At 61.7% G+C, this 20,046-nt stretch carries 21 protein-coding genes; 4 read left to right on the forward strand and 17 right to left on the reverse strand.

Annotation, left to right across the window (positions count from 1 at the left end; all coding sequences use genetic code 11):
• Window positions 1-2: 2 nt before the first annotated feature.
• The 4 genes from AB8B33_RS31780 to AB8B33_RS31795 are packed head-to-tail and all read right to left on the reverse strand — an operon-like array spanning window position 3 to window position 3,901.
• On the reverse strand, window positions 3-938 hold the full coding sequence (locus tag AB8B33_RS31780; protein ID WP_439018413.1) for an ABC transporter ATP-binding protein: 936 nt from the start codon (window positions 936-938) through the stop codon (window positions 3-5).
• Entirely contained in the window at window positions 916-1,911 is a 996-nt protein-coding gene (locus AB8B33_RS31785) for an ABC transporter ATP-binding protein (protein ID WP_113320714.1), read from the reverse strand. The genes AB8B33_RS31780 and AB8B33_RS31785 overlap by 23 nt, the downstream gene beginning before the upstream one ends.
• Window positions 1,911-2,915, reverse strand: a complete 1,005-nt coding sequence (locus AB8B33_RS31790; protein ID WP_439018414.1) for an ABC transporter permease — start codon at window positions 2,913-2,915, stop codon at window positions 1,911-1,913. The genes AB8B33_RS31785 and AB8B33_RS31790 overlap by 1 nt, the downstream gene beginning before the upstream one ends.
• A complete protein-coding gene (locus AB8B33_RS31795) occupies window positions 2,912-3,901 on the reverse strand; it encodes an ABC transporter permease (protein WP_113320712.1) in 990 nt (329 codons plus the stop codon). The genes AB8B33_RS31790 and AB8B33_RS31795 overlap by 4 nt, the downstream gene beginning before the upstream one ends.
• Window positions 3,902-4,182: 281 nt before the next feature.
• On the opposite strand from AB8B33_RS31795, the gene AB8B33_RS31800 reads away from it, so the two are divergent.
• The 4 genes from AB8B33_RS31800 to AB8B33_RS31815 are packed head-to-tail and all read left to right on the forward strand — an operon-like array spanning window position 4,183 to window position 9,217.
• The gene (locus tag AB8B33_RS31800; RefSeq protein WP_439018415.1) at window positions 4,183-5,787 is read left to right on the forward strand and encodes an ABC transporter substrate-binding protein; all 1,605 of its coding nucleotides are present in this window, start codon (window positions 4,183-4,185) and stop codon (window positions 5,785-5,787) included.
• 27 nt (window positions 5,788-5,814) lie between these two features.
• Entirely contained in the window at window positions 5,815-6,993 is a 1,179-nt protein-coding gene (locus tag AB8B33_RS31805; RefSeq protein ID WP_310381301.1) for an LLM class flavin-dependent oxidoreductase, read from the forward strand.
• Window positions 6,994-7,006: 13 nt separating this feature from the next.
• On the forward strand, window positions 7,007-8,044 hold the full coding sequence (locus AB8B33_RS31810; RefSeq protein WP_439018416.1) for an ABC transporter substrate-binding protein: 1,038 nt from the start codon (window positions 7,007-7,009) through the stop codon (window positions 8,042-8,044).
• 12 nt (window positions 8,045-8,056) lie between these two features.
• Entirely contained in the window at window positions 8,057-9,217 is a 1,161-nt protein-coding gene (locus tag AB8B33_RS31815; protein ID WP_113320708.1) for an acyl-CoA dehydrogenase family protein, read from the forward strand.
• A gap of 60 nt (window positions 9,218-9,277) precedes the next feature.
• Here AB8B33_RS31815 and AB8B33_RS31820 read toward each other — a convergent pair whose 3' ends face one another.
• From AB8B33_RS31820 to AB8B33_RS31880, 13 genes are all read right to left on the reverse strand, one after another.
• Window positions 9,278-10,885, reverse strand: coding sequence for an ABC transporter substrate-binding protein (locus AB8B33_RS31820; RefSeq protein WP_439018417.1), 1,608 nt, complete (start codon window positions 10,883-10,885; stop codon window positions 9,278-9,280).
• Between the two features lie 201 nt (window positions 10,886-11,086).
• Entirely contained in the window at window positions 11,087-12,022 is a 936-nt protein-coding gene (locus AB8B33_RS31825; RefSeq protein ID WP_439018418.1) for an amidohydrolase family protein, read from the reverse strand.
• A 160-nt stretch (window positions 12,023-12,182) separates the two neighbouring features.
• Window positions 12,183-12,869 carry a gamma-glutamylcyclotransferase gene (locus AB8B33_RS31830; RefSeq protein WP_310382173.1) on the reverse strand — a complete coding sequence of 229 codons (687 nt, stop codon included), beginning with the start codon at window positions 12,867-12,869 and terminating at the stop codon, window positions 12,183-12,185.
• Window positions 12,870-12,951: 82 nt separating this feature from the next.
• Entirely contained in the window at window positions 12,952-13,257 is a 306-nt protein-coding gene (locus AB8B33_RS31835) for a hypothetical protein (RefSeq protein ID WP_310381288.1), read from the reverse strand.
• A gap of 27 nt (window positions 13,258-13,284) precedes the next feature.
• A complete protein-coding gene (locus AB8B33_RS31840) occupies window positions 13,285-13,425 on the reverse strand; it encodes a hypothetical protein (RefSeq protein WP_162748058.1) in 141 nt (46 codons plus the stop codon).
• Between the two features lie 11 nt (window positions 13,426-13,436).
• On the reverse strand, window positions 13,437-13,604 hold the full coding sequence (locus AB8B33_RS31845; protein ID WP_439018419.1) for a hypothetical protein: 168 nt from the start codon (window positions 13,602-13,604) through the stop codon (window positions 13,437-13,439).
• Window positions 13,605-13,630: 26 nt separating this feature from the next.
• Entirely contained in the window at window positions 13,631-13,819 is a 189-nt protein-coding gene (locus AB8B33_RS31850) for a hypothetical protein (RefSeq protein WP_113323913.1), read from the reverse strand.
• Between the two features lie 9 nt (window positions 13,820-13,828).
• Complete coding sequence (msuE, locus tag AB8B33_RS31855; protein ID WP_113323914.1) at window positions 13,829-14,389, reverse strand: FMN reductase; 561 nt, start codon at window positions 14,387-14,389, stop codon at window positions 13,829-13,831.
• 175 nt (window positions 14,390-14,564) lie between these two features.
• A complete protein-coding gene (locus AB8B33_RS31860; protein WP_439018420.1) occupies window positions 14,565-15,935 on the reverse strand; it encodes an NtaA/DmoA family FMN-dependent monooxygenase in 1,371 nt (456 codons plus the stop codon).
• A 2-nt stretch (window positions 15,936-15,937) separates the two neighbouring features.
• Complete coding sequence (locus AB8B33_RS31865) at window positions 15,938-17,191, reverse strand: acyl-CoA dehydrogenase family protein (protein WP_113323915.1); 1,254 nt, start codon at window positions 17,189-17,191, stop codon at window positions 15,938-15,940.
• Window positions 17,192-17,203: 12 nt separating this feature from the next.
• Complete coding sequence (locus tag AB8B33_RS31870; protein ID WP_439018421.1) at window positions 17,204-17,968, reverse strand: ABC transporter ATP-binding protein; 765 nt, start codon at window positions 17,966-17,968, stop codon at window positions 17,204-17,206.
• A complete protein-coding gene (locus AB8B33_RS31875; protein WP_439018422.1) occupies window positions 17,965-18,846 on the reverse strand; it encodes an ABC transporter permease in 882 nt (293 codons plus the stop codon). The genes AB8B33_RS31870 and AB8B33_RS31875 overlap by 4 nt, the downstream gene beginning before the upstream one ends.
• Window positions 18,846-19,865 carry an ABC transporter substrate-binding protein gene (locus AB8B33_RS31880; RefSeq protein ID WP_439018423.1) on the reverse strand — a complete coding sequence of 340 codons (1,020 nt, stop codon included), beginning with the start codon at window positions 19,863-19,865 and terminating at the stop codon, window positions 18,846-18,848. The genes AB8B33_RS31875 and AB8B33_RS31880 overlap by 1 nt, the downstream gene beginning before the upstream one ends.
• Window positions 19,866-20,046 lie beyond the last annotated feature (181 nt).

Here is a 20,046-nt window from a genome sequence, read left to right on the forward strand (position 1 = left end):
ATTCATTGAGCGTGGTGACAGGCGACGGCATGGCCGGCGCCGAACTGGCGGAATGCCGGATCCTCGGCCTGGCATATATCGGTGGCAAGCGGACAGCGCGTGTTGAAGCGACAGCCGGAAGGTGGATTGTGCGGACTTGGCAGGTCGCCGGTGATCGGGGCGGCCTGCTTGCGGCGCGACGGGTCGGGCACGGCGGCAAGCAGGGCCTGCGTATAGGGATGTTTGGCACCGTTCCAGAGGTCGGCGGTCGAGGCGCTTTCGACTATACGCCCGAGATACATGACGAGCACCCGGTCGGCAAAATAACGAACGACGGATAGATCATGCGAGATGAAAAGATAGGAAAGCGACAGCTCCGTCTTCATCTCGACCAGCAGGTTGAGGATCTGGGCCTGGATCGACAGGTCAAGTGCCGAGACCGGTTCATCGCAGATGACGAGCTCGGGCTGCAGGATCAGCGCCCGGGCAATGCCGATGCGCTGGCGCTGGCCGCCGGAAAATTCGTGCGGATAGCGCTCCAGGCTGTCGCGTGGCAGGCCGACATGCTCGACCATTCCCGCAGCGATCGCATCACGTTTCCTGCGATCGCCGATGCCGTGCACGGCAAGCGGCGCCGTCAATATGGTGCGGATGGTCTGCCGTGGATTGAGCGAAGCGAAGGGGTCCTGGAAGATCATCTGGATGCTGCGGCGGATCGACTGCAGCTCCTTGTTCGACATGGCCGTAACATCGCGGCCGCGAAAGCGGACCTGCCCGGAAGACGGCGTGACGAGACGCGTCAGCGACTTGCCGAGCGTCGACTTGCCGCAACCGGATTCGCCGACGAGCGCAACTGTCTCGCCTTCCGCGATTTCCAGTGACACGCCGTCGACGGCACGCACCGTGCCGGCGCTGCCTGGATAATGGGTGGAGAGCCTATCGACCGACAGGAGCGACATGAGCGACCTCCGCATGGACTGAAACATAGGGGCAGGCGACTTCGCGGCCCGCCGAGATGGAAAACAGCGTCGGCACCGCCTGGGCGCAGGCGGGACGGGCGACCGGACAGCGCGGGCGGAAGGAGCAGCCCTTCTCGCCGGCGGCCGAGACGATGGAACCCGGAATTTCGGCAAGCGGCCCATCGCGATAATGATAATCAGCCGTCAGCCGCGGCGAGGCAGCCAGGAGGCCGCGCGTATAGGGGTGATAGGGCGTATCAAAGACCGGACCGGGCAGCCCCTCCTCGATCTTGCGGCCGGCATACATGACGACGACGCGATCAGCCCATTGCGCCACGATGCCGAGATCGTGCGTGATCAGGATGACGGCCATGTTCAGCTTGGCGCGCAGATTGTCGAGAAGCTGCAGGACCTGCGCCTGGATGGTCACGTCGAGCGCGGTCGTCGCCTCGTCGGCGATCAGAAGTTTCGGATTGCAGGCAACGGCAATCGCGATCATCACGCGCTGGCGCATGCCGCCCGACAGCTGATGGGGATAGTCATCGATGCGTCTGGCCGGCTCCGGAATACTGACGAGGTCCAGAAGCTCGATCGCCCGGGCACGCGCCTGGCGGCGGCTCAGATCCTCATGGATCCGCAGCACCTCGATGATCTGGTCACCGATCGACAGGACCGGATTGAGCGAGGTCATCGGCTCCTGGAAGATCATCGCGATGTCGCGCCCGCGAATCCGGCGCAGCTGCCGTTCCGACAGCGTCAGCAGACTGCGACCGTCAAACAGGATTTCGCCACCCGGCCGGGCGTGCCGTGGCAGGAGCCCCATTAGGGCAAGGGCTGTCAGCGATTTTCCGGAGCCGGATTCACCAACGATCGCCAGCATCTCTCCGGGATTGGCGTTGAAGCTTACGCCCTTCACCGGCTCTGCGGTCGCAAAGCGGACGAAGAGATCGCGGACTTCGAGAAGATGGCTCATCAGCGTTCCTCAGAAAAGCGCGGATTGAGCGCATCGTTGAGCCCATCACCCAGAAGATTGAGTGCCAGTACGGTAAAGACGATCGCGAGACCCGGCAGGGCTGTCAGGTACCAAGCGGTGCGGATCACGTCCCGGCCGGCACCGATCATCGATCCCCAGGAGACGCGATTGGGATCGCCAAGCCCCATGAAGGACAGCGCCGATTCCATCAGGATGGCGCTTGCGACCATAACCGAGGAGGTGACGATCAGCGGCGGCAGGGCGTTCGGCAGGATTTCGCGGAAGATGATGCGTGCATGGCCGAAGCCGAGGCTTCGAGCGGCCAGCACATAGTCCTTCTCGCGGATGGCGCGGAACTCGGCCCGTGTCAGGCGCGCCACCGTCGGCCAACTGACGATCGCAATCGCGATTGTGACGGTCGAGGTCGTCGGCTGAGCGATGGCGACCAGGACGACGAGCAAGACGAAGCTCGGGATCGTCTGGAAGATCTCGATGAATTTCACCAGGAGATCATCGACGATCCCGCCGAAATATCCCGCCATCGCGCCGATCGTGATGCCGGCGGAAAGCCCGAGGGCGGTCGCAGCGATACCGACCGTAAGCGAAATGCGCGCCCCGTGGAGGATGCCTGCGAGCACATCGCGTCCCATCGAATCCGTACCGAGCGGATAGGACGGATTTTGGCCCGGCCAGAGGAACGGTCGCGCCACCATCTCCATCGGATCGCCGGGATAAAAGACGGGAGCAAGAAGGGCAGCGAGTGCGGTGGCGATCAGGAACAGGACGCCGAACAATGCGGTGGGATTGGACAGAAAAACCTTGAGCTCCCGCCGCAGACCGCGCCAGGCAATACCGGGTGCGGCGGCGGCGCGCACGTCGGGCGCATGGATATGCGTCCAGCGCGGCTCGGCGGGTTTTTGGGGCGGCGGCCGCGAGGCGTCGCTGTCGTGCTCGGCCAGATCGATTGCGCTGCCGGCATAGGTATGAAGCTTCTGACTGGTCATCGGCTGGCTCCGATTCTGGGATCAATCCATGCCTGCAGCAGATCGACGGCCGCGTTGGCGACGATCACAAGGAAGGAGGACAAGAGCAAGATGCCGAGCAGCACGGAAAAATCGCGGGCCATCACGGCTTCGAAGGCAAGCCGGCCGAGCCCCGGCCAACTATAGACGGTCTCGACCACGACGGCTCCGCCAAGCATGCCCCCGAAATGCATGCCGGCCATTGTCGTGATCGGGATCAGCGCATTGCGCAGCACGTGACGCGTGGTCAGGAAGAAGGGCGACACGCCCTTGGCGCGGGCGGTGCGGACGAAATCCTGCGACTTGACCTCCAGCATCGCCGCGCGTGTCAGTCGCGCATAGATTGCCAGATAGAAGAGGGAGAGCGAGGTTGCCGGCAACACCATGTAGCGGATCCGGTCGAGGAGCGCCGGAAGCCCGGTCAGCCGCGATCCGATCGTGCTGTCGCCGCCGCTCGGCAGCCAGCCGAGCTTGACCGAGAAAAACAGGATCAGCATCAGGCCGATCCAGAAGCCGGGGATTGAGTAAAACAGCAGCGAGACGACCGAGATCACCCGGTCGGCAAGCCTGCCGGAAAAGCTTGCCATCAACGCGCCGAGCAGCAGACCAACGGCAATGGCGATCAGCAGCGCGGCCAGCATCAGCGTCAGTGTTCCAGGCAGCCGCTGGCCGATTAGATCGGCAACCGGCATTCCGTAGCGCGGCGAAAAACCGAGGCTGAAATGCGCCAGGTTGTCCAGGTAGTTGGCGAGCTGCACGAGGAGAGGGTTGTCGAGCCCGAAGCGCTGGCGCAGAGCCGCCATTGTTTCCTCCGTGGCCGAACCGGATTCTGCCGCCATCACGTCGGCCGCATCGCCCGGTGCGAGCTTGAGCAGGAAGAAACTCAATATGACGATGCCGAGCATGGTCGGCACGGCCTGAATGACGGTCTTTCTGATCGTGCGGGCGACCCGCTTGAGTGCCGACATGGATTTCCACCTCGCGTCGCCGGAAGAATTCATCGTGCTGTGTTGCGATAGTAGTTGACTAAATCTGTGGGTTTTGTCAAATCCATATTAGTAAATAATTCCAAGAAGAGATCGAATATCGAAGTCTTTTGAAATTATTTAACGTCACTAAGATTTACATAAGAATTTCCTACCGAAGCAGCTCCGGAATTGGGTAAAAAACTCTACTGCGGCGCCGAAGTATGGAAAGGCGAACCCAGGACGCCTGGCAACGGGCACGCACAATCATTGAGGGACCGACCATGCCAGCATTTCCTGCCCCGACACGCCGCAATTTCCTTCTTGCTTCCGTTGCGCTCACCGTGGCGTCGGCGACACGCCTGCCGGCCTTTGCGGCCCCTGTGCGTGGCGGCACAGCGACGCTGCTCCTGTCGGCCGAGCCGCCGGTGCTGACGACGATTGCTAACACTGCCTTCAATTCCGTCTACGTCTCGCCGAAGGTGATCGAAGGCCTTCTGACCTATGATTTCGAGCTGAACCCGCAGCCGCTCCTGGCCAAGGAATGGTCGGTGAGCCCGGATGGGCTGGCCTACACGTTCCACCTGCGCGAGAGCGTAAAATGGCATGACGGCCAGACCTTCACATCGGCCGACGTCGCTTTCTCGATCAAGACGCTGAAGGAGGTTCATCCGCGTGGCCGCAACACGTTCCTCAACCTCGTCGACGTCGAAACGCCGGATCCGCTGACTGCGATCCTGAAACTCTCCAAGCCGGCTCCCTACCTCATCACTGCGCTTGCCTCCTCCGAGACGCCGATCGTTCCGCGCCATATCTATGAAGGAACGAAGGTCGCGGAAAACCCGGCCAACCTTGCACCGATCGGCACCGGCCCCTTCAAGTTCAAGGAATGGGTTCGCGGCAGCCACCTCGTCTATGAGCGCAATCCTGAATACTGGGATCAACCGCGTCCCTATCTCGACCAGCTCATCGTCCGCTTCATTCCCGATGCAGCGGCGCGCTCCATCGCGATCGAAACCGGCGAAATCGATCTTGCGCCCTCGACGCCCGTTCCTCTCAGCGACCTTGAACGTCTGAAGGAGGTCCCCGGTATCGCCTTCGAGCAGCGCGGCTATCAGTATGCGAACGGCGTCAGCCGCATCGAGTTCAACCTCGAACGTCCCTTCTTCAAGGACATTCGCGTCCGCCAGGCCTTCGCCCATGTGATCGACCGCAAGGTGATCCTCAACACCATCAACTACGGCTATGGCGCGGCCATTCCCGGTCCGATCAATCCCAATCTTGCCAAATGGTATGATGGCGATCTGAAGACCTATCCGATCGATCTTGCTGCCGCCGAAAAGCTGCTCGACGAGGCCGGCTATCCGCGTGGCAGCGACGGCGTGCGCATCCGCATCAATCTCGACTATGTGCCGAGCGGAGAAACCTATCCGCGCGGTTCGGAATATATCCGCCAGGCGCTCGCCAAGGTCGGTGTCGATGCGACCGTCCGCAGCCAGGACTTCGCCACCTATACCAAACGCATCTATACCGACCGCGATTTCGATTTCGCCTTCGAGGGCATGAGCAACCTCTTCGATCCGACCGTCGGCGTCCAACGTCTCTACTGGAGCAAGAACTTCAAGCCGGGCGTGCCCTTCTCCAACGGCTCCGCCTACAGCAATCCTAAGGTCGATGCGCTTTTGGAGGCTGCGGCGATCGAGGTCGATGCGAAAAAACGTGTCGATCAGTGGCGCGAGATCCAACAAATTCTCGTCGAGGACCTACCGGCGATCGACATAGCCAGCCAGCCGGAGCTGACCATCTACAACAAGCGCATCGCCGACCACACGGTCGGTGGCGAAGGCGTTTCGGGCAGCCTCGCCTACGCCTATGTGGTGGCAGCCTAGGCAGGCAGAAAGAGAAACAGATCCGTCATGTCCATCCAACATCCTCCCGGCTCCATCGTCGGCCTGCCGAAATTTTCCGCCCCCACCGATTTTGCCGAAAGCCCGCTCTCGCAGGCGCTCAAACAGCCGGTACTGCTCGGCCTTTTCCTGCCGATCCAGGCCGGTGGCTGGACGCAATCGACCCTTGAGCGGTCGACCGACTGGCGCTTCGACTACAATAAGGCGCTCACGTTAAGGGCCGAGGAACTCGGCTTCGATCTCGTCTTCGCCCTGTCGCAATGGCTGCCGAAGGGCGGCTATGGCGGCGTCTTCAACGGCCAGGCCCTCGACAGTTTCGTATCAACCGCAGCCCTTGCCGGGCTCACGAAGAAAATCATGCTGATCTCCACCATGCATGTCCTCTACGGTCCCTGGCATCCGCTGCATCTTGCCAAATTCGGCGCCACACTCGACCACATCACCGGCGGCCGTTGGGGCATCAATGTCGTGACCGGCCACCGCGCGGTCGAGCACGAAATGTTCGGCTGGCCGCGCATCGAACATGACAGGCGTTACGAGCTGGCGGCCGAATTCCTCGAGGTCGTGCAGCGCCTCTGGAGCGACACGGAGAACTATTCCTTCGAGGGCGAAAGCAGCTGGAAACTCGGCGGCGGCTTCGTGACGCCGAAGCCCAATTTCGGCCGACCGATCCTCGTCAATGCCACGGGTTCGGATGCCGGCATCGCCTTTGCGGCCCGCTATTCGGACATCGTCTTCATCACCAGCCCGACGGGGGCCGATATCGACAGCGCGCTACAGTCGCTGCCCGCCCATACCAAGAGGGTCAAGGATGCGGCCAAGGATGTCGGACGCACGGTGCGCACGCTGCTCAATCCGATGGTTATCTGCCGGCCGACAGAAAAAGAGGCCTGGGAGCTTGCCGACAGGATCGTCGCCCATGGCGACCAGCGCTCGCCGCAGGGGTTTTCGTCGCTAAACTCCGACGCCCAGGCCTGGAAAGGCCGCGATCCCCAGGATCCCTACCGCTTCGTCGGCGGCAATATCCGCGTCATCGGCTCGCCTGAAAGCGTGGTCGACCAGTTTCTGAAATTGAAGGCAGCCGGCGTCGACGGTCTGCAGCTCAGCTTCTTCGATTTCCGTGACGACCTCGAATTCTTCGGCAGCGACGTGCTGCCGCTGATGAAGCAGGCCGGCCTGCGCCACTGAGAAAGGGACAACCATGACCAGCAATGCCATTTCCGAAATCTGGTACACGCGCTGCCCGGTGCCGACACCGGTTGGCCTTGCCGCCCAACTCGGCTACCTGGAGGAAGGCTTCCGCAAGGAAGGTGTGACACTTAAATCGATCATCGACTCGCCGGACCGCGCCATCCGCCAGAGCCATTTCAACCATACGCTGGACTGGTCCTTCCGCCATGGCGGCAATGTGCCGCCAATCCGCGCCCGCTCGGAAGGCCGCAAGACCCGGCTCGTCGGCATCACCTGGACCGACGAGTTTCAAGCGATCATCACCCTGCCCCAGACCGGGATCAAACACACCAAGGACCTGAAGGGGCGTCGTTTCGGCATTGCCCGCCGGCCGGAAGGTATCGTCGACTTCATGCGCGCCACGGCCTTGAAAGGTCTGCAGTCGGCCCTTTCACTCGAAGGTCTTGCGCTTGGCGATGTGGAGATCATCGACATCGCACTTGCCGATTCCGTGCTTGCCACCCAGGAGGGACCATCGCTATTCGGTCTAAAGCGTCGTCAGGCCTATGGCGAGGAGATCGCAGCCCTCCTCCGTGCTGAGGTGGATGCGATCTATGTGAAGGGAACGGCCGGCATCAGCGTCGCCAATCTGATCGGTGCCGTTCAGGTCGTTGAATTCGGTTTTCACCCTGACCCGAAGATCCGCATCAATTCCGGTTCGCCGCGCGTCCTCACTGTGGACGAACTGCTTGCGGACGAGCGACCCGATCTCGTCTACCGGCTCCTGGAGGCGATCTACAAGGCGTCCGACTGGGCCGAAGCCCATCCCGACGAAACCCGCCGCTTCGTTGCGCGCGAGGCAGGCGCCACCGAGGAGCAGGTACTGGCGGCAAACGGGGCGGGGATCCACCGCCATCTCGGCCTCGGCCTGGAGCCCGGGTTGGTCGAAGCGGTCGGCCACTACAAGGATTTCCTGCGCGACTTTGGTTTCCTCGCTGCCGACTTCGATATCGCCGATTGGGTCGACCGCCGTCATATCGACGGCTTTGATGCCCGCGCTGTCGCCTGACAGGAGATAAGCATGCTGCAGGAAACGATCGACCCCATCGACAGAGCACGACGGCTTGCTAAGGATTTCGCGGTAGACGCTCATCATTTCGACGCGAGCGGCGAATTTCCTTTCGAGAACTTCGCCCGGCTCTACGAGGCGGGCCTGCTCGGCTTGATGACGGCGCCAGAGCACGGCGGCTATGGCGGCGGGCTTGCGGATGCGCAGGCTGTGATCAGCGAGATCGCCCGCGGCGAACCCTCCACGGCGCTGGTGCTCGCCATGCACTACAATAGCCACTACAGCCTGCGGCGGTTCGGAAAATGGCCGAGCCATCTCGCCGAGCGGGTGCTTCTTGCCAACCGGCTCGGCCCGGCCCTGATCAACGCCGCCCAGGCCGAGCCGCGTATCGGCTCTCCGGCCCATGGCGCCTTGCCGGAGACGATTGCAAGGCGGGTCGGCGACAGCTGGCGGATTACCGGTCGCAAGACCTATGTGACCGGCATTCCGATCCTCAAATGGGTATCGCTTCTGGCCCTGACCGACGAGCCCGAGCCACGACTTGCCTCCTTCCTCGTGCCGACCGACAGCCCCGGTTTGACGATCGAGAAGACCTGGAACGCCGCCGGCATGCACGCGACCGCCAGTGACGACATCATTCTTGATGATGTCGCGATCCCCCTCGAAGACGTTATCGAGGCGCAGCCCGCTTCGGAGCCGATAAGGCGGGAGGAGCACGCGACGGCCTTCTTCTTTTCGCTGATCGGCGCCGTCTATCACGGCGTGGCGCTGTCGGCGCGTGACAGGGTGATCTCCTTCTCGGCGCATCATGCGCCTGCAAGCCTCGGCGCACCGATTTCAACCGTGCCCCGCATCCAGGATGGTCTCGGCGAGATCGAGGTTCGCCTGTCGACGAATGCCAGGCTGCTGCGTTCGCTCGGCGAAGACGTCGATGCCGGAAGGCCGGTCGGGATCGACGGCATGGCGGTGCGCCATGTGGTGATCGACAACGCGGTTGCGGTGACAAGCCTGGCGCTCGATCTTGCCGGTAATCCCGGGCTCAACAGGGATTTCGGACTCGAACGTCAGCATCGCGATGCGATCACCGGCCGCTCGCACGCGCCGCAGAACCACATGGTCAGGGTGATCGCCGCCAAAAACGCCCTCGCTCGCCTGGAGGCGGGGCGTATCTGAAATTCGAAATAACACAAGGCTCGGCCGTCCCCGTAGGGGCGGCCGGTCATGTCGGAGCCATCAGGCATCCGGGCTCAGCCATATCTGGCCGAAGCTGTTGTTGATGCCCTGCGCTCCGGGCGCGAAATTCTTCACCTTTTTACTGGCGACGATTTGCGAGCCTGCGGCGACAAGATCGACCGAGACGACATCCTCGTGAATGATGCGCTGGAACTGGTACCAGAGATCGCGGCGCTTGGCCTCGTCGGGCTCGACGGCTGCAGCTTCGAGCAGCCGGTCGACCTCGGGGTTGGCATAGTGGCTGGCGTTGGAGAAGACGAGGCCGATCTTGAAATTCTTGGACCAGTAGGCGCGCTGGACCCCGAGCGTCGGATCGAACGTGTTAGACAGTGATTCGATCACGAGGTCGAAGGCGCGATCGGTGTAGACAGTCTTCAGGAAGGTCGCGAGGTCGAATTTGAGAATTTCCGCATCGATGCCGACGGCCAAAAGCGACTGGCGGATGAAGTCGGCATAAGAGGGCGGCAGGAAGGAATTGTAGGCAAGACGAAGCTTGAAGCGCACGCCATTTGCACCGCGCGGGTAGCCCGCCTTATCGAGCAGCTTTTCTGCGAGCTTGGGATCCGGTTCACGGGCCTTGATGCTCGGATCATACCATTTCGGCAAGGCGGTGCTGATCGGGCTCGGCGAGACCTGCGCATAGCCGAACAGAGCGATATCGACAAGCTTCTGCAAATCGATGGCATGCGCGATCGCCAGGCGCACGTCGCGCTTGGTCAGGATTTCGTTCTCATAATTGAAGAACAGTTGCTGCTGTGGTCCGGAATAGGCATAGGTCGTCGTATCGACGACCAGGTTGGGATTGGCCTTGAGGCGCTCGATGTCCGACAGGGGCACTGGGTTGGCGCCGATATCGATCTCGCCGGTCTCGAGCGCGGCAGCGCGAGCGGACGGATCGAGGATGACACGCAGGATGACACGATCGAGATAGGGCTTTCCCGCATCCCAGTAATTCGTATTGCGCTCGAAGATCAGGTGGCTGCCGGGAACCCATTCCTTCAGAAGAAACGGGCCGGTTCCGATCGTCTGGGCAAGCTTGGGCTGCTCTTGTGGTTTGAAGGTTTCGTAGACATGTTTCGGAACGATCGGCGATTCCGAACTGGAGAGCGCCGTAATGAGATAGGGCGCGGGTTTGGTGAGCACGACGATTGCTGTGTGCGGATCGGGCGTCTCGACGGCCGTGACGTTCTGATAGGTGATCCGGCCGCGCGGATGGGCTTCCTTAAGCCGGAAAATGGTGAAGGCGACGTCGGCCGATGTGAAGTCGGCGCCGTCATGCCATTTGACCCCCTCGCGCAGCTTGAACGTATAGCGCAACTGATCCTCGCTGACCGACCACTCGGTCGCAAGAAGCGGGATGGGATTAAGATCGTAGTCGAAGTCGAACAGGCCCTCGTTGATCTTGGGCCCGATGGCCTGGCCGGTGCCTGAGGATGTATTGATGGCGATCAGTGCGCTCGGATCGGGATAATAGGCCCAGTTGAGCGTGCCGCCTCTGACTGGGGTCTCGCTTGCGGCGCCGGCAACCTGGGGACCGGCGGCACCAAATGCAAGGCCGGCGGCGCCTGCGAGGAGGAACTGATTGAATTGACGGCGATTGATCGACATGGTCGGCTCCAAAGGCGGCGACGCTCAAGAAAGCGCTGACGGAGCCCCATGCCCCGCTGTCGGAATGATCCCTTTGCGGCCGGCCGAAGCAAAGGCAGATTTTCTATCGCGGCGGAGAAGCAAAGCTTGTCGCGCAGGCATCGCGTCCGCTGCAACAGGCAGCGGACGGCGCTCGACGTTGCCAATGGTGAAAGATGGGATCTAGCGAAGGACGTGGCCCAATAGCCGACGCGCATTGCCACCGGCAACCAGAGACCGTGCTTGCGCGTCAAGACCTGCCGCTGCCAGGTTTTGCGCCAGCGTTTGCCGGGAAAGGGCGGGAAGGATGGGCCAGTCCGTTCCAGCAACAACACGCTCGGCGCCGAAGAACTGCACCAGAATGGCGATGATCGACGGATCGTCGCCCATCGTGTCGAAGTAGACATTCGGCCGATGCCCGGCAGCGCGGTTTTGTTGGGAGTAGCGGCCACCACGCGCCGCCTGCACGACCGCGCCCAAGCCAAGGGTTGCGAAGACGAAGTTGAGATCCGGGAACTCGTCCAGCACGCCGTTTTCCAGCAGGGACAGAAAGGCAACGCCGTTCATCAGCCCGCGGCCCAGCGAATTGCCGAGCTTGCCGGCACCGGCAATAAGGACGTCGGCTTGCGGCGCATTGACCGGATGCACGAAAACCGGCTTGCCGAAACGAGCTGCGACGGCGAGCGTAGGGCGGGCGACCGGATCACCGATGAACTTGCCATCACGATAGGAATCGACGACGAGGCCGGCCAGTCCAAGTTCGCCGAGCGCCCTCTCTGCCTCCCGGGCGGCCACCTCGCCGGAAAAGGGATCGATGGTCGCCAGTGCGGCCAGGCGGTCGGGCTGGGTCTTGACGAGCCCGGCAAGCCAGTCGTTCACCTCGACGATCACATGAGGATCGGCAGGCTTCTCCATACCGAACAGGCTCTCGACGGTCGTGCTCAAAACAGCAAGCGAGACACCAGCCGAGGAAAACTCGTCAATCAGGGAAGCCGGGTCGACAATCTTCTTCAGGACAGTGTCGGGAAGCCCGGCGGATATGCGTTTGCTGCCATCAGCACCCCATTCGAGGGGCCAGAGATGTGTGTGAATGTCGACGATATCCAGTTCGTGGCTCATCTGCTGACGCTTTCCTTCGAATAACGATTGTCGTTGGTGGTCTCGTGTCCCGCGCCAGGCGGGTCTCATCGGTGATGGATCTCAGAACCAAGGCACCGAGCGCAAACACCACGCCGGTGACGCTGAAGCTTTTTTGGAAGTGGGGAGCGGTCTTGCGCAGCTACGCGGCCTCAAGCCCGTGAATACGCCTGATTTCCTCGGCGACCAGTGCCTGGAGCCGCCATAGATTTCGATCGCGGATGCCCTTCTCTTCGAGATGCTTGACGGTGAGATAGAGATATTCGGCACAGGACCCCATATGCCCGCAGGCCCTGGCCAGAACCTCGGCGACGCTTTCCAGAGGCAGCCCGCGCAGAACGCGCTTGCCTTTCGGTCCGGCCCAGAACACCAAGGCGCGCAAAGGTCCCTGTGGCGTTTCGATCGGAACCCATCGGATGAAGGAGGAGTCGGTGATCGTGCCAATCTCCCTGCGGATCATGCGACGGATCTGCCCCATGCGGTCTTCTTCCGAGAGCCTGTAGGCGACGCCGTTGCATTGCCCGCCCTGATCGAGCGCCATCATCAGACCGGGCACGGCATCGGTCGCCCGCCACCGCGTCATCTGCAGGCAAAAGGACCTGTGCCAGCCGCGGGCACGGGCGTGCTGCCATTCCACCGCGTCGAAGTCCGGCTTCCAGATCAGCGAGCCATAAGCAAAAACCCATAGCGGCCGGCCCACGGCGTCACGGTACAGTCTCTCCGAAAGGACCTGAAGTTCCCCGTCGCTTAGCGGAACACGATTGGGATCCGGTCCGGGGTCAGCTTCCAGCCTCAGGCTGAGTGAAACGAGATCGGCCGTCAGCGCCATCGTACGCAAGTCTGCGGGATGGTTCTTTTCTTCCGAGGCGGCCTCATGGATCGGTGAGGCTTTCGACAAGAACGCCTGCATCCTAGTGGACCGTGAACTGGCTGAAATAGGCCTGTCGATCACGCACTGCCCGGATCAGCAAGGCGGCCTCGCGCATGATCGCATTGAAGGTCGCATCGTCGGCCGATGCGATGCCGTCCGACATAGTCTGGAGAATTCCGATCAGGCGCCCGATGGATTCCTGTGATACCCCATTCTGGCCTTCCAGCCCTTCGGCAAGAGCGGCGAGCGTTCTCACAATCTCGTCAATGATCTGACGGCGGCGCGCCTGGCTTGCCGGCGGATCGCCAGCCCCGGCTAACGCCGTTTCTTCCAAGTCCCTGTCCATCATGGCTCGCCGCTTCATCGTCGTCGATCAAATCAGTCCGAGGACGAGCGCCAGAATGAAGGCAAACGATCCGGCGGCCGCAACCTGATGGAGGCGCAGACAGACGGGAGAGAGCCAGTCGGCGCGATGTCGCGGCAAGAAGCGCTGATGATTGTCGACAATTGCCATTGTCGCCTCCGTTAATACCAGATTGGAGCTGCCGCTCGCCAAAAGGAAAGCTCGTATTCCAGTGCCGTCTGGCGGTCTTCACCCTCGAGACCGGGCGATCCGACCTTTTGTCCGTGCACTCGCCGGTGAGAAAGCCGGGTAATTCTCGCAGCGAGCTGGGCAAGCATGCCTCGTGTCATAGCGAACCTCCTCGATCGGTCGGTTGTTACGGAGACAATTCGGTTCGCCTGGCGCTCGAAAGCAGGTCGCGAGGCGACGCCATCTTTCCGAACAGTTTCAGCAGGCGATTCTCTTCAGACTTCGCCAGCCGGTAGCGCCGCGAGAAGTCGAAGACGCTCCATAATTCCTCGCTCGTTGGCTCAGACTCGGTCTTTTCCTGCAATCTCTGGTGCATGGCCGCCTCCTATTCTGCGGCATACAGCGCCGGGCGAGAGCCTGGGAAGAAAGCGTCGATCTCGCTTATGACCTCGTCTATGCGCTTGGAAAGCTGTTCGGAGGAAACGGCGTAGTCGGCAAAATCCCGATCGGACGCATAGATCGCAGTCGGAAGGGTATGAGACATGAAGAAGCCGAACAACGGGCGCAGTTGATGTTCGACCATCAGTGCGTGCCGGTCGCCGCCGCCCGTTGCGGTGATGATGATCGGCTTTGCCCGCAGCTCGTGCGGATCAATCAGATCGATCAGATGTTTGAAGAGACCTGGATAGGAACCCTTGTAGGTGGGGGAGCCGACGATCAGCAAATCCGCGCTGACGATCTCGGAGATCACGGCCTCGGCCTGTCCGTCAAGATCTCTGCGCCAGCTGGCGTCTCCAAGGGAAGGTCCGACATCAAGCATGTCGTAAACCTTGCTAGTGAAACCATGTTTGTCGCTAGCGATGCCGGCGATATGGCTCACGAGCGCCAGCGTCTTGGACGGACGGTTGAAGCTGCCTGCGATTCCAACGAGTTTGAGAGCGGCCATCGGCTTTCCTTTCGTTAAAATCACTATTGTCTATAAAAATACTAGATTAAAGAAACGGCAGTTTATGATCGGCGCAATGCGCGAAAAAAATGCCTCTTTCTACGGCGGCTTGAACGGGCTTCATCGCATCGTTCCATCTGCGGCCGTGCCGCGTTGAGCGATCGATGCTTATGTTTCAAGAGCCGATGCGGGCTGCGACGGGAACCGCAAGCGCGCTCGCGTCACCAGCCCGCGCAGGATCCTGCGGATAGGGCAGCCCATAGCGGTCACGAACCGTCTTGCCTTCATATTCCCGCCGATAGACGCCGCGATCCTGCAGGATTGGAATGACTTTATCGACGAATTCCTCGATATCGTCGGGCGCGCGTGGTGGCTGGAGTGTGTATCCATCCACGGTAGCGTCCGCCCAGAGATCGATGATGTCGTCAGCCACGTCCTCTGGCGTCCCGAGCAGGAGGCGATGATGGCCCTCCGACCTGCGCACCGCTTGTCTCGCGGTCAGCTTCTCATGCGTCAGAAGGTCAGACAGACCAAGTCCCATGCCCACGGCCTGCAGGCGATTGGGATCAGGGATGAACCGTTCCGCATCCAGCACGGCGTCGGGATCGAAACCGTCTGGGTCGATGCCGTTCTCCTTGACGAACCGCGCCAGCAGTCCGTCTTCCGACCCCGTGCCGCTATAAAGTTCGTGCTTGCGCAGCGCTTCCTCGCGGCTTTCGCCGAGGATGACGACAAGACCGGGCACGATGCGGATACCCGACGGATCGCGACCGATTGCGACGGCGCGATCCCTCACCTTCGCGCCGAAAGCCCGGCCCGCGCCGCGCGAAAGGATGTTGCAATAGATGATTTCACCGTGACGCGCGGCAAGTTCGATACCCCCCTCGGATGCCCCGGCCTGGGCGATGACGGGATGCCCCTGCGGCCCTTTCGGCACGTTGAGCGGCCCTCTGACCGAAAAATAGGCGCCCTTGTGATCGATCGTATGCGAACTTCCCGCGTCCCAGAAACGGTTTTCAGGCACCTCGCCCTCACGCATCGGGTCCCAGCTCGCCCAGAGCTCCTTGGCGACATCAAGGAATTCGGAGGCTCTGGCGTAGCGCTCGCTGCGCGCAGGCAACGGTTCGGAACCGAAATTGGCGGCGACATTCGGGTTGAAGGAGGACACGACATTCACGATCAGCCGGCCGCCCGAGATGATATCGGTCGACTGCACCCGCCGGGCAAAATTGAACGGCGAATTATAGGTCGAGGACATCGTCACGACGAAACCGATATCCGGCACCTGTGCCGAAAGGGCGGTGCAGAGGATCAGCGGATCGATCGTATGAAAGGGCCGGCTCGCGGGATCGGTCATCAGCGCCGGATGATCGGAAAAGAAGACCGCATCGAAGCGCCCCTTGTGCGCAAGTTCGGTCAGCCGGCGGTAATAATCCGGGTCGTTGATGTCGTGCCGGTTGCCGCTCCTGTATTTCCAGGCATTGGCAAGATAGCCGGTGGTGTTGATGCCGACGTTAAGATTGAGTTTGCGGGCCGGTGTCGTCATTGTCAGGCAACCTCGCTGCTCGGGCCGAATGGTGTGATGATCTTGCGGTAACCGACGGCTGCCGGCTTCTTGCCGGAGACGGCGAACTCGCCCACGACGCGATCGTGATAGATGCGCGGATTGTGCGAGGTGATCGTGCGGGCGTTTCGCCAATGGCGATCGAGCGCTGTGGCACGTTTGGCCGCGGATGCGCCGAGGGCGTCGAAGAGAACCGTCGTCGCCTCGAGGATGAGCGTCGAGATGACGGTGACCGCCTGGCTCGTTTCGATATCTGCAAGAAGGTGGATATCGGTTTGTTCAGGATCGACGCCGGCGGTATTGGCTTCAAAGGACCGCTGCAAGGCTTGCGCGACATTCAGTACGATGGCGCCGGCAGCATAGGCCGGCCCCCTGACACGGCCCACCACTTCAAGCACCTGCGGATCTTCCGCGCTCGTCGCGCCATTACCGCGCGGGTAGATCCTGGCCCGGCTGCCGACATGGCGGGCGAGCTCCTTGGCGGCAGCCCGGCCGATCCCGGCAAGGCTTGCCAGGTGGACGAGCTGGAAGAAGGCTGGGGTATAGGGAAAGCGAGCCGAATCCGGTTTGATGTGGGCGCCCTCCAGCCTGACGTTCTCAAACCGCGCGGTGCCACTGCCGCTCATGGTCTGCCCGAAGCCATCCCAATCGTCGAGGATCTCCACGCCGGACACGGACGTGGGCACGAGAGCGGCGACCGGCGAACCCGATCCGTCGACGGCGGCCAGGTTGATCCAGTCGGCATAGATCGAGCCGGTGGTATAAAACTTCTCGCCGTTCAGGCGATAGAAATCGCCATCCGGCACGATTGTCGTGGAATGGTCCCCGACCTTGAGGCCGGCGAGCTCCGAAAAGCCGCTGCCGATCATCTCGCCGCGCCCGAGGCGAGTCAGCCACTCGTCCTGCCAGCTATTGTTCGGCGCATTAAGGAGATCCTCCGTGAAGCCCAGATGGCTGCGAAAGATATTGGTGATATTGGGATCGGCCGCCGCGAGTTCGATCAGCAGCGCAAAAAGCTCCGGCAAGGTAACCTCAAGACCGCCATAGACCGCCGGAATACGCAAAGCGCCGAAGCCCGCCTCCCGCAGCCATCGGACTTCCTCGAAAGGCAGGCGCCGCTGCTGATCCCTTTCGATTGCCGCCTCCCCTATCCGATCGAAAATGGGACGGAATCGCGCGGCAATTTCCTCATAGCGCGCCGAGGGGCCACGGCCCCAGCCTTCATCGATCCTGGTCATCAACACGCTTCCTCAATGTCTATGATTGTTCTGTTCTGGCTTTTCGACTGCCGGCTCGCTCACGCCCAGCCAATCGAGCAGCTGCAGGCGAAGCCGGTTGAAGCCTATGCTGCCGGTCGAGCGCGGCCGTGGCAGATCGATCGTCGCTTCATGCGCCACCACCCCGTCTCGCATCACCAGCACCCGGTCGGCAAGCAGCAGCGCCTCTTCGACGTCATGAGTGACGAGGAGCACCGCTTGCCGATGTTTTTGCCAGAGATCGGCGACGAGGGCCTGGGCCTTCAGCCGCGTCAGCGCGTCCAACGCTCCGAAGGGTTCATCGAGCAGCAGCAAATGCGGATTGCGCACAAGCGCGCGCGCCAGTGATGCACGCTGGGCCTCGCCGCCGGAAAGATCCTTTGGCCAGGCATCGCCGCGATGGACCAATCCCACTTCGGCAAGCGCCGTCTCCGCCCTCGCCCGGTTACCGCTCCTGCCGAGTCCGGCCACGACATTGCTCCAGACCCGCTTCCAGGGGAAGAGCCGCGGCGACTGGAACGCCACGCCGCGGCGCGGTGAGACAAAGACATCGCCCTCGATCTCGTGATCGAGATCCGCCAGGATGCGCAGCAGCGTACTCTTGCCACAGCCGCTCGCGCCCAGCAGGGCGACGAATTCCCCGTGTCTGATTTCGAGGTCGAGATGATCAATGACGGTGCGCGGCCCAAAGCGGCGCACAAGCCCGTGAACGCTGACCGAGAGACCCGTCGGGGACGGGGCGTGAAAGGACATGCTCATGCTCCATCGAAGCTTTGACGCCATCTGAGCAGCACGCGCTCGAGCAGCCGGACGATGAGGTCGGCCGAAAGCCCGAGAAGCGCATAGATGACAAGGCAAAGGATGATGATGTCGACGCGATAGACTTCGCGTGCGTGGGTGATCAGATAGCCGAGACCGCCTTGCGCATTGACCGTCTCGGCAAATACCAGCGCCAGCCAGGCAGATCCCAGCGAGTACCGCAGGCCGACGAGCAGGTTCGGAAGTGCTCCCGGCAAAATGACCTGGAAGATCAGCGCGGTTCGCCCGAAGGAGAGCGTGCGCGCCGCCTCGATGAGGGTCTTGTCGACATTGCGGATCCCGGCGAAGGTATTGATGTAGAGCGGAAACGTCACGGCGAAGGCGACGAGCGTTATCTTCGGTGTTTCGTCGATACCGAGCCAGATGATCAGGAGCGGCACGAGGCCGGCCCAGGGAAGCGTGCGCGCCATCTGCATCGGCGCATCGACGAGGTCCTCTCCGAGGCGCAGGAGCCCGGAGATGACCGCGAGGCCGACGCCGATCACGAAGCCGAAACAAAAGCCGATGACGACCCGCTCGAGCGACAGCAAAAGGGCTTCAGACAGGTCGCCGCCCGTGATCATGTCGAGGAGGGTTGCCCAGAGCGTCGCCGGTCCCGGAAACAGGTCCTCCGAAATCCAGCCGTAGCGCGTGGCCAACCACCAGGCGACCACGAGCGCAGCAGGTCCGAGGCTCTTGCCGAAGCCCCGCGGCAGGGAAGCCGTTTTCTGCTTGCCTGCCGGAACGATACGTTCAAGACCCGTAACCGGGCGAGGATCGGACACGCCCGATCCGGGTAGCGCCGGTTGCCCTTCCGAAAGGCTGGTGAGCAACGCCATCAATTCGTCTTTGCCAGCTTCTTGTTCTCATCACGGATTACGTCGCCAAAATCCTTGAGGACATAGTCTTCGACCCTGAAATCGCGCTTGAACTGGCCGCTTTCATGAAAATAGGCGACCTCCTTCTGCCAGCCGGCAAGCACGTCGTCATCGGTTGCGGGAACATATTCCACCCGCGAGCGGCTGGCCTGGAGGTTGGCCGCATCGAGCGAGATCTGCGACAGCTTGGCGACCTGCTCGGCCCATTCCGTCGGATGGGCGTTCACCCAGGCTTGCGCCCGGATGATGCGACGCGCCAGGTCCTCGAGAGCGGCCTTGCGGGCCGCATCCTCGACGGAGGACGTCGGCGCGTAGAGGACGCCCGCCGTGTCGATCACCTTGCTCAGCGATTTCAGAATGCGCGCGCCATGCTGCTGCTGGGCGATCGCCGTGTTCGGATCCCAAACCACGAAAGCATCGACTTGACTGTTGACCAGCGCCGACAGGCCGTCCGTCGTGTTGAGGTTCAGGATCAGCTTGTCGTCCCATGGCACGCCGGCCTGTTCCAGCGCCTTGGCGAACTGATAGTGCTGCTTCGTGAAATAGGGCAAAGCGACCTTGTGACCCTTCAAATCGGCCACGTCCTTCAAGGAGGAATCGCCGCGCACAAGGATGGCGCTGCCGCTTTCCTTGCGCTCCCGCGTGCCGGCCAGGATCGTCACTTTCACGCCATTGGCAATCGCCGCCAGCACGCCGGTGTCACCGCCGGCTGCGATATCCACGTGTCCGGCGCGCAGCGCTTCGACGAGCGGCGGCGTGGAATCGAAATCCGCCCATTTGATCTTGTAGGGAAGATTTTCGATTTCATTGGCAGCGATCAGCTGGCGGTGCAGGCCCGTCTTGTTCGGGGTGCCGACCGTCAAGGTCACGCTCGCGAGGTCGGGAGCACCCTGCGCCCAGGATGCACCGGCAAATAGGCTGGCAAGAGCGATGCCAAAGCCAGCGTTGCGGATCAGACCGGTAATCTCTTTAAATCTCACTCTTCGTTCCTCCTGGCCGATCGGCCCCATGGCGCTTCAATGAGCGAAGGGCCGGTGAATGACGGTCAAAAACCTACGAGAGGTAGGAAATGCTGGTAAGAAAATAAACTCTATAGATTTTATGTATTATGGAAATGCTTTTCGGGTTTTGGTCTGTGCTCGCATCGACCGGCTTCGAAAC

This window comes from Rhizobium sp. 768_B6_N1_8, from assembly GCF_051811225.1.
Taxonomy (GTDB): Bacteria; Pseudomonadota; Alphaproteobacteria; order Rhizobiales; family Rhizobiaceae; genus Rhizobium.

What these genes read in the sequence shown, in the direction of transcription:
- AB8B33_RS31780 (WP_439018413.1), bottom strand. Translation starts at nt 938, where the DNA reads ATGTCGCTCCTGTCGGTCGATAGGCTCTCCACCCATTATCCAGGCAGC.
- AB8B33_RS31785 (WP_113320714.1), bottom strand. Translation starts at nt 1,911, where the DNA reads ATGAGCCATCTTCTCGAAGTCCGCGATCTCTTCGTCCGCTTTGCGACC.
- AB8B33_RS31790 (WP_439018414.1), bottom strand. Translation starts at nt 2,915, where the DNA reads ATGACCAGTCAGAAGCTTCATACCTATGCCGGCAGCGCAATCGATCTG.
- AB8B33_RS31795 (WP_113320712.1), bottom strand. Translation starts at nt 3,901, where the DNA reads ATGTCGGCACTCAAGCGGGTCGCCCGCACGATCAGAAAGACCGTCATT.
- AB8B33_RS31800 (WP_439018415.1), top strand. Translation starts at nt 4,183, where the DNA reads ATGCCAGCATTTCCTGCCCCGACACGCCGCAATTTCCTTCTTGCTTCC.
- AB8B33_RS31805 (WP_310381301.1), top strand. Translation starts at nt 5,815, where the DNA reads ATGTCCATCCAACATCCTCCCGGCTCCATCGTCGGCCTGCCGAAATTT.
- AB8B33_RS31810 (WP_439018416.1), top strand. Translation starts at nt 7,007, where the DNA reads ATGACCAGCAATGCCATTTCCGAAATCTGGTACACGCGCTGCCCGGTG.
- AB8B33_RS31815 (WP_113320708.1), top strand. Translation starts at nt 8,057, where the DNA reads ATGCTGCAGGAAACGATCGACCCCATCGACAGAGCACGACGGCTTGCT.
- AB8B33_RS31820 (WP_439018417.1), bottom strand. Translation starts at nt 10,885, where the DNA reads ATGTCGATCAATCGCCGTCAATTCAATCAGTTCCTCCTCGCAGGCGCC.
- AB8B33_RS31825 (WP_439018418.1), bottom strand. Translation starts at nt 12,022, where the DNA reads ATGAGCCACGAACTGGATATCGTCGACATTCACACACATCTCTGGCCC.
- AB8B33_RS31830 (WP_310382173.1), bottom strand. Translation starts at nt 12,869, where the DNA reads ATGGCGCTGACGGCCGATCTCGTTTCACTCAGCCTGAGGCTGGAAGCT.
- AB8B33_RS31835 (WP_310381288.1), bottom strand. Translation starts at nt 13,257, where the DNA reads ATGGACAGGGACTTGGAAGAAACGGCGTTAGCCGGGGCTGGCGATCCG.
- AB8B33_RS31840 (WP_162748058.1), bottom strand. Translation starts at nt 13,425, where the DNA reads ATGGCAATTGTCGACAATCATCAGCGCTTCTTGCCGCGACATCGCGCC.
- AB8B33_RS31845 (WP_439018419.1), bottom strand. Translation starts at nt 13,604, where the DNA reads ATGACACGAGGCATGCTTGCCCAGCTCGCTGCGAGAATTACCCGGCTT.
- AB8B33_RS31850 (WP_113323913.1), bottom strand. Translation starts at nt 13,819, where the DNA reads ATGCACCAGAGATTGCAGGAAAAGACCGAGTCTGAGCCAACGAGCGAG.
- msuE (WP_113323914.1), bottom strand. Translation starts at nt 14,389, where the DNA reads ATGGCCGCTCTCAAACTCGTTGGAATCGCAGGCAGCTTCAACCGTCCG.
- AB8B33_RS31860 (WP_439018420.1), bottom strand. Translation starts at nt 15,935, where the DNA reads ATGACGACACCGGCCCGCAAACTCAATCTTAACGTCGGCATCAACACC.
- AB8B33_RS31865 (WP_113323915.1), bottom strand. Translation starts at nt 17,191, where the DNA reads ATGACCAGGATCGATGAAGGCTGGGGCCGTGGCCCCTCGGCGCGCTAT.
- AB8B33_RS31870 (WP_439018421.1), bottom strand. Translation starts at nt 17,968, where the DNA reads ATGAGCATGTCCTTTCACGCCCCGTCCCCGACGGGTCTCTCGGTCAGC.
- AB8B33_RS31875 (WP_439018422.1), bottom strand. Translation starts at nt 18,846, where the DNA reads ATGGCGTTGCTCACCAGCCTTTCGGAAGGGCAACCGGCGCTACCCGGA.